The organism is Agitococcus lubricus, from assembly GCF_003051055.1.
Lineage (GTDB): Bacteria > Pseudomonadota > Gammaproteobacteria > Pseudomonadales > Moraxellaceae > Agitococcus > Agitococcus lubricus.
Genome location: NZ_QAON01000064.1, coordinates 1 through 1183, shown reverse-complemented (window position 1 = coordinate 1183; position 1183 = coordinate 1). Strand labels below are relative to the sequence as shown.

Here is a 1183-nt window from a genome sequence, read left to right as displayed (position 1 = left end):
GACCATAAGCCCCAAGCGAAATATGAATCTCTTGTGTGGATGGAACACACCCCGAATCAGCCTTATAAATCGTATTCATAATTGCTGCACTCCGTGTAATATTCCGTATGTTCTAAACGAAAGGTTCCCTCGGTGACGTTAATGGTCATCGTACCCGAACCCCCATCATTGTTTTCCCAACCACCGTGATGAGCATCAACCCACGTCAACACAAAATCACGCAAGGCAGAATCAATCGAAGATTGTTGTTCCTGTAAAAAGTAACGGTATTCACCGTCCTGATATTCATCTGCTAAACAGTGGTAAGTCAGTTGTTCAACTTTCAACGTGTTTGCAATATTTGCTTGTGCTAATGATTCAGGAAAAATTTCTAATTCAGAGACATCACCCGAATCACCGCCGCCTTCATAACGCACCACTAATTGCGTAATGGCTAAGGCAGCAAGGGCATCTAACAGCGGTTGACGATTCGCACGCACCGCTTCAAAGGATTTAGGACTGTAACCCATCATGATAAAACTCCAACTTAATAACGGTAATTAAGAAAAAAGGGCATAAAAAAAGCACGATGACCACCACAGTCACCGTGCTTTAACAGAGATAGATAGAACTAAGCTGAATGAAATTAAGCCGACACCAAGCGTAATGCCTCATCCAATGCACGTTGCTTGATAACTGCTCCTTGGCCAAACCATGCCGAATCTAAACGATGGTCAATACTGCGCGCCTTACGCTGATGGTCAACAAACTCAGTCACCGAATTTAATAAACCAAATGCCGTCCCCTTAGCAGATGACAAATCTGACCCCAATCCTTGACCCTCAAACAAAGTCTTTGCTTTCGCCATGGTTCGTTCAAAAGACTGCATACTGGCTTGACCTTTCATTGCCGCATCACCAAAGACTTTGGCATAAAACTTATCGACTTCGGTACTTTTGACTTTACGTTCACTTAAGGTCTTTAAGCGATACATAAAATCATCCCAAGCCGCGACAGAGACCCCCAATTGCTTTTTCACCGCTTGGGCATCAAAGGTAGTATTGTGCGGAACTTTAACGGCTTGACCTTGACCATTTAAAGCTACTGCCAAGGTGTTATTACACACCACCCGAATACTGGTAAATTGCGCGGTAGTGGCTAAAGTGCCATCACAAGCGGTAGCCAACAGCAAATAGCCATTCGT

At 44.0% G+C, this 1183-nt stretch carries 2 protein-coding genes; both read right to left on the bottom strand.

Going from position 1 to position 1183, the window contains the following annotated elements; translation table 11 throughout:
• Nucleotides 1-62: 62 nt before the first annotated feature.
• A complete protein-coding gene (locus tag C8N29_RS16640) occupies nucleotides 63-512 on the bottom strand; it encodes a DUF6878 family protein (protein ID WP_107867179.1) in 450 nt (149 codons plus the stop codon).
• Between the two features lie 113 nt (nucleotides 513-625).
• The coding region (locus C8N29_RS16635; RefSeq protein WP_146164502.1) for a DUF932 domain-containing protein at nucleotides 626-1183 on the bottom strand (558 nt) is incomplete at its 5' end.

What these genes read in the sequence shown, in the direction of transcription:
- C8N29_RS16640 (WP_107867179.1), bottom strand. Translation starts at nt 512, where the DNA reads ATGATGGGTTACAGTCCTAAATCCTTTGAAGCGGTGCGTGCGAATCGT.